Origin of the sequence: uncultured Thiodictyon sp. (assembly GCF_903828115.1) — a bacterium.
GTDB lineage: Bacteria > Pseudomonadota > Gammaproteobacteria > Chromatiales > Chromatiaceae > Thiodictyon.
In genome coordinates this window covers 1-6,212 of the sequence record NZ_CAIKKU010000336.1, presented here as the reverse complement: position 1 = coordinate 6,212, position 6,212 = coordinate 1, and the positions used below count along the sequence as shown (strand labels likewise).

General features: G+C 65.4%; 4 protein-coding genes and 1 pseudogene. 4 read left to right on the top strand and 1 reads right to left on the bottom strand.

Going from position 1 to position 6,212, the window contains the following annotated elements:
* Positions 1-188 precede the first annotated feature (188 nt).
* The 4 genes and pseudogenes from QZY48_RS12495 to QZY48_RS12480 all read left to right on the top strand — a co-directional run.
* The gene (locus QZY48_RS12495; protein WP_295431185.1) at positions 189-1,334 is read left to right on the top strand and encodes a TIR domain-containing protein; all 1,146 of its coding nucleotides are present in this window, start codon (positions 189-191) and stop codon (positions 1,332-1,334) included.
* Between the two features lie 1,343 nt (positions 1,335-2,677).
* The gene (locus QZY48_RS12490; RefSeq protein WP_295431184.1) at positions 2,678-4,054 is read left to right on the top strand and encodes an ATP-binding protein; all 1,377 of its coding nucleotides are present in this window, start codon (positions 2,678-2,680) and stop codon (positions 4,052-4,054) included.
* 113 nt (positions 4,055-4,167) lie between these two features.
* Positions 4,168-4,725 (top strand): Uma2 family endonuclease, encoded by a 558-nt coding sequence (locus QZY48_RS12485; RefSeq protein ID WP_295431183.1) that lies wholly within the window; start codon positions 4,168-4,170, stop codon positions 4,723-4,725.
* Positions 4,726-4,908: 183 nt separating this feature from the next.
* Positions 4,909-5,404: pseudogene (locus QZY48_RS12480) on the top strand (hypothetical protein); the annotation flags it as partial.
* Here QZY48_RS12480 and QZY48_RS12475 read toward each other — a convergent pair.
* Positions 5,388-6,023, bottom strand: coding sequence for a Uma2 family endonuclease (locus QZY48_RS12475; RefSeq protein WP_295431182.1), 636 nt, complete (start codon positions 6,021-6,023; stop codon positions 5,388-5,390). The pseudogene QZY48_RS12480 and the gene QZY48_RS12475 overlap by 17 nt on opposite strands.
* Positions 6,024-6,212: the final 189 nt, after the last annotated feature.

Sequence of the window (6,212 nt, the reverse complement as noted above, 5' to 3'; positions counted from 1 at the left end):
GAGGGCGGGGAGCCAATCTACGTACAAGCTCGAGGCTTCAGGGTCCGACGGCTTCCCGGGCACGCTCCGCAACATCCGTGTATCCACCATCCCTGTCAATCCCTGGAACAGAGCATACAAGGGTCCGCTGTGCGGACCGAGCCCCCGCTCCCATGGCATAATCCGGCGCAAGATAGGGGGATAGAACCATGGCCGCCGACGACTTCGATTGCTTCCTGAGCCACAACAGCGAGGACCAGCCGGCAGTGATCGCCCTGGCGGCGACGCTGGCCGACCTGGGCATCCGGGCCTGGCTCGATTTCCAGCAGTTGCCCCCGGGCACCCGCTGGCAGGACGGGCTGGAGCAGGGCATCCAGGCCAGCCGCAGCGTCGCGGTGCTGGTCGGCCCGCACGGTGCGGGCCCCTGGCAGGAGGAGGAGACCCAGGCCGCGCTGAATCTTGCCGCCCGCGGGCAACTGCCGGTCTTCGCCGTGCTCCTGCCGGGTGTGAATGACTCCCCCAAGCTCTCTGTTTTCCTCAGCAATCGAACCTGGGTGGACCTGCGGCCGGGTCTGGACGATCCGAGCGGGCTTGAGCGGCTGGTGTGGGGTATTACCGGCGCGAGGCCCGGACTGGAAGCGCCGGGCCGGGACGGCCCGGCTCCTCTGAACCCGTTCCTCGGCGACAGCCCGCAGCCCATCGGCCGGGACCAGGAGGTCCGCCGCATCTTCGAGAAGCTCCGTGCCGGTAACCACTGCTCCCTGGTCGGACCGCCGGGGAGCGGCAAGACGGCCCTGCTCCAGGCCATCCGGCCGCGGCTGCCTGGGGAACTCGAAATCCGCGCGGACCAGGTGGTGTGGATCAACTTCCGCACCGTCTCCGGCCTGCGTGGGCTCCAGTCGGCCATCGTCGCCGAACTGGGCGGCGAGCGCCCGGCGGACTGGCGCGGGCTGGTTGCCGCCCGGTCCCTGCGGCTCCTGGTCTTGGACGACCTGGGCGGGATGGACCCCGGCGCCGAGGGGCTCAAGCAGCGCCGCTGGCTGCGGGGACTGGACGACCAATTCCGGACCAAGCTCCTGATGGTCAGCAACGAGCGCCTCGACGTGCTTTTCCGCCGGGACGACCCCTTGCGGGACTCGCCCCTGATGGGGCTCGACCCGCTCCCGGTGGAACTGGCCCCGCTCGAAACCGGGGACTGTAGGCGGCTGGTGGAACTGCGCCTGGCCGGCATCGGGCACAGGGGCACCGACTACGCGGACCTGTGCAGCGAGCCCCGCCAGCCGCGGGACCTGCTGGGTCGGTGCGCGGAGCGGTTCGATCGGCTGTGCCAAGGGCAAGCGGGCTCTGCGCCATGACCGAGGAATTGCCCTATGCACCGCGCCGCAAACGCCCCCTCTCGCTCTGGAATCCGCTCGATTATCTGGTGCTGCTGTATTGGGTGTTCTTTTTTCCGCAGGCGATTCGGTGCTATCTGGAGCGTTTTGGGGGCTTGGCGGCAGACGCGCAGAGGCTCAATGCCGTATGGCGTGACGGCGTTTACCGCCGTTTGATCTTCCAGGCGATGATCCTGTTAGGTGCCTTATTTATAGCGCTTTGGCTGAATCCTCCCAGCCTAATAAGCGACGATCTGCTAGTCTCTCGTCTTCTAGCATCTCTTCTTTCTGCTGTTGTAATATTGACCAGTGTAGTTACAGTTGTCGAGCGGGTGCAAGACCCTGCGTGGGACGTTGCGAGTGCCGTTGCCTGCGGTGTCGCTGTTGTCCTTGCGGCTAATGTCGCTCTTTTTTTGTCTGAAAACGCTTTCAGCGATTTGTCGGCTGTCGCAGTGTTTGCGTGTTTCGGTATTGCTTACGCCATAGAGAGAGGCGCCCGCAGTGGGGTCTGGCTTGGCCTAGCCTTCACCGCAATGACGTCAATCCTTGTATTCGTTGCATTCGCATTTCTTGCGCTCCATATGTCCTCCAGTACTACCTTGATTTGTATTACGATAGGTGTTATTTCTGGTGTCGCCTTTACCGCCGGACTCTGCCGTGTGGATCTCGCGCTATTGGGGCTTTTGCTAGCATCGCTTGAGCCCTCTAAGCGGCTGGCATTGATGATCCAGAGCGCCTCGCCCCTGCCGGTCCCCGGTCTGGCTGTCCGTTTGTCGCGCAAGCTCGAGGAGGATTGGGAAGGCGGACTCAAAGATTGCCGGGCTTTGTTGCGCTACACGTTTCAGTTCATCGCCGTCACGCGCGCAATTGGTTGGGTCTTGGAGTCCACCGATGGTGCGCACCTATTATCGCGAGTTGCGCATTGGTGCGATCTGGATCCCGGAGACTGGAACGCCGTACGTCTGCAATCGGCAGGCCTAGGCGCCGGGATGATCTGTACCCCGAATACGACTTGGTCGGACTTCACTAATGACCAGCCCGGGGGCCCCTCTGGGCACGATAAATCGCATAGCCGACCCTTGGTCGAGCTTAGGATTCGGATCGATACGCCGGCGCGTGCGGCGTGTGCTGGATTCTGGTATCTGCACCAGTGTGAGACGGACTTGGCCGGAAAGGCATTCGCGCGGGTTCGCGAACTACCTTTTGGTGAGGAGTTGCACGCCAATGCCGTGGCCTTGACCGCGGCAGTCGGCTTTCAAACCTTCGATGGAGTGGGCGGGTGGTTACCCCCCGCCTTGCCGGGTCCTGAGCCATTGAGGCCCGCGATGGCCCGAACGCTTGGCCGCCTGGGCCAAGTGGCTCAGGACGCACATCTGGTCCTGCACTCCCGCTCACCCCGCGAGCGCAACGGTGCCCTAAACCGCGCCATCGGTGCCCTGAAGTATCTGCAAGGGAACCTGGACGCCTGCCCCCAACCGGAGCGCGCCGTCGTCGAAAAGATCGTCAATCAATGGCTGGACCTGGCCCTCGGCGTCGCCACCGACGTTGGCACCCTGGAAGCCCGCGAGCCGATCGCCAGCCCCTACATCGTCGGTGCCCCGGTCCCGGCGGACCGGCTGGTGGGTCGGGAATCGGTCTACGAACAGATCCGTTCGGCCTGGGTCAAAACGGGTCAGCGGGACTCGCTCGTTGTCTATGGTCACCGGCGCATGGGCAAGACCAGCGTCATGAAAAACCTTCTGGACTTCTGTCCCATGGGTGAGGACACCGGGCTCGCCTTCCTAAACCTGCAGACGGTCGATTGGTCGGAGCCGCTCCCGGACCTGTGCCAGGCGATTGCTTTCGAGCTCTGGCGCGCTGCCGGTTCCGACCGGCCCGAGCCCCAACCAGACGCCTTCGCGTCCAACCCGCTCGCCGCCCTGCGCACCTTCCTGGCCGGGCTGAACGCCGCGCCGCCGCAGCGCCGCTTCATCCTGGTCCTGGACGAATACGAACTGCTGGACGAGCGCCTGCCCCCGGAGGCGGGGACCCGCTTCGTGGAACTGCTGCGCGGCCTGACCCAGCAATATCCCTGGCTGGTGATCGCGCTCGTGGGGTTGCATAGCCTCAAGGAGCGCAGCGCGAGCTTCTATCAGGCGATCTTCGCCTGGCGCCCGGTGCGGATCGGCTTCCTGGATGTCGGCGGGCTGGCGGATTGTCTGGAGGTGCAGGACGATGCCTTCCCGCTCGCCTATGACCCGGAGGCCGTGGCGGCCGTCCACCGCCTGACCGGGGGCCAGCCCTTCCTGGTGCAACTGCTGGGGGATGGCCTGGTACAGGGGTTCAACCGGCGGTTGCGCGAGGAGATCCGGCCCCCGGCGTCGCGTTTCACCGCCGCGGACGTGGCGGCCCTGACCGAGACCGGGGATCTGTTCACCCAGGGGGCGGCCTATTTCCTGGGGATCTGGGGGCAGGCGGGGGTGGGGGCGCCCGGCCAGCAGGGGGTGCTGCGTGCCCTGGCGCCCTCTGCCGACGGGCTGGACGCGGCCGGGTTGGCGCAGGCATCGGGTCTGGGCGAGGCGGACCTGGCCGCGGCGCTGCGGGCACTGGTGGACCACGACGTGCTGGCCCACCGGGGCGGGCGCTGGGGCTTCACCGTGGAGCTGATGCGGCGCTGGGTGGCCGCCGGGCAGATGGACCTGGAGCCGGGGGCGCCCGCATAAGGCAATACGGAATTCCGGGGACAGTATACCAGCAGCATCGCGGAGGCTTGCGAAGTGCGCGACGGGGTACCATCTGATTTTGCTGTGCTGAAGTCCACCGGTCGGAGGTTTCCATGATTGAGCTACTCGAACGTCCGGCCGTGCGACGGCAGGTCGCCCCGCTGTCGGTCAGTGGGTATCACGCGCTCCGGGACCTGGGGCTGGTGGCGGTCAAGACTGAACTGTTGAATGGGGTGATCGTCGAGAAGATGACGAAATCGCCGCTGCACACCTTCCTTGCCCATCGCCTCTACGACCGGCTTGCTGCGGAGCTACCGGCGGGCTATCAGTTGCGCAAGGAGGACCCGTTGACGCTGGCGGCCTCGGAACCGGAGCCCGATATCGCCATCGTGTTCGGGGACATCGAGCGCTTTCGTACCCGTCACCCCACGACCGCGGAGTTGGTGGTGGAGGTCGCCGTGACCAGCGTCGGGGTCGATCGGGCTAAGGCCGGGATCTATGCCATGGCCGGCGTGTCGGTCTATTGGCTGGTGCTCGCTGAAGAAGGGGCGGTCGAGGTCTATTCGGGGCCTGGACCCCAGGGCTATCGGCACCGGGAGACGCGGGGGCGGGGGGATACGCTGGAAACCTGGTATGGCACCCTGATCCATCTCGATGAGGTGTTTGCCTGAGGGCCAATTGGCCCGGTGCACCGGACGGCGCCTGTCGGCTGGCCTATATCCCTATCACAACCGTTGGTCGGATCGCCTGAGCAGTCACCGCCGCGCCGTTGTCTCAAGAGTCCGGACCCCGGGGCCGCCCTGGCCCGACCGTTGCGTGCCCCCACCCATCCCCCTTTCCCCACTGGAAATCCCATGACCCTGCACGGCATCCTCGACGTCTCGTTCTGGCAGGCGGTAGTGATTACGCTCGCCATGACCCATCTGACCATCGCCGCGGTGACCATCTTTCTGCACCGTGCCCAGGCCCACCGCGCCCTGGACCTGCACCCGGCGGTTGCTCATGTCTTCCGGTGAGGAGTTGCACAACAACCACCACGCCTTCCCGAGTTCCGCACGGCTGTCCTCCCAGTGGTGGGAATTCGACCTGAGTTGGCTCTATATCCGAGCCTTAAGTGCGCTCGGGCTCGCCCGCATCAAGCGCGTCGCGCCCCGCCTGACCATCATCAGGGGCAAGGCCCTGGTCGACATGGACACCCTCAGCGCCGTGGTGACGAGCCATCTGCACGTCTTCGCGCGCTATACCAAGGAGGTCCTGCTCGGCAACCTGCAGGACTGGTGCCGTCAGGCGGAGGCCACCGGCATCCAGGCATTGGAGCGGTTTGCGCAGAACCTCAAGGGGTTTTCCCTGACGTCGATGGGGACGGTCCGAGGGCGAGCGCCTGCCGATAGCCGCGGATGGCCTCCGAGGTCGAGGGCCGGTCGAGGAAGCCGCTGAGCAGGTCCAGGTCCAGACCCGGCAGGACCTCGCTGGCGGTGACCGGCACGAAGCGTTCGCCGCGCAGGCAATAGGGCTGGACCCGGCCCTTGCGCCAGTACCAGACCTCGGCGACGCCGAGCTTGCGATAGATGTCGAGCTTGTCGATCCGCCCGGAGGTCCAGACCACCTCAATGGCCAGGTGCGGCCGCTCGGCTGGTCCGTCGCCGAAGGTCCAGCACTCGTCCGGCTCGGCGGCCCGCGAGCGGTCCTGGGCCTTGAGGGTCCAGGAACCGTAGGTGTTGAAGGTGATGTCACGTTCCAGGCAATAGGTCTCCACCAGGCATCCGAGCAGGGACTTGATGGCCTCGTGGGTCCGCGATGGGCTCATGATCTCGACCTCTCCATCCAGATAACTGATACGCGGGGCGGAGCAGTCGCCGCGCATGGTCAGCAGGCGCTCGTAGTCCTCCCAACTGAGGTCGTGGAGGTTGACGATCTGGTCATCGACCGGCCGGTCGTCGCGCGTCTGGTACTGGGCGTTGGTGTACATGGCTTGGTCCTCCGGGAACCGACTGGGAACCGTTAGTCAGTCTAGCGGGGTTTTCAATCCCGTGCCGGGCGGAGTCACTGGTCGGGTGCGATCGGAACTGATGCATTAACTCACATGTCGTAGGGTACGCATCGCGTACCCTACAGCTACAGCGACCGGACGTTCTCCCGGACCGGGCGTCGTTGTCGT

Bases quoted from the DNA above. Each gene is read 5' to 3' on its own strand.
- QZY48_RS12490 (WP_295431184.1), top strand. From the start codon at position 2,678: ATGGCCCGAACGCTTGGCCGCCTGGGCCAAGTGGCTCAGGACGCACAT.
- QZY48_RS12495 (WP_295431185.1), top strand. From the start codon at position 189: ATGGCCGCCGACGACTTCGATTGCTTCCTGAGCCACAACAGCGAGGAC.
- QZY48_RS12485 (WP_295431183.1), top strand. From the start codon at position 4,168: ATGATTGAGCTACTCGAACGTCCGGCCGTGCGACGGCAGGTCGCCCCG.
- QZY48_RS12475 (WP_295431182.1), bottom strand. From the start codon at position 6,023: ATGTACACCAACGCCCAGTACCAGACGCGCGACGACCGGCCGGTCGAT.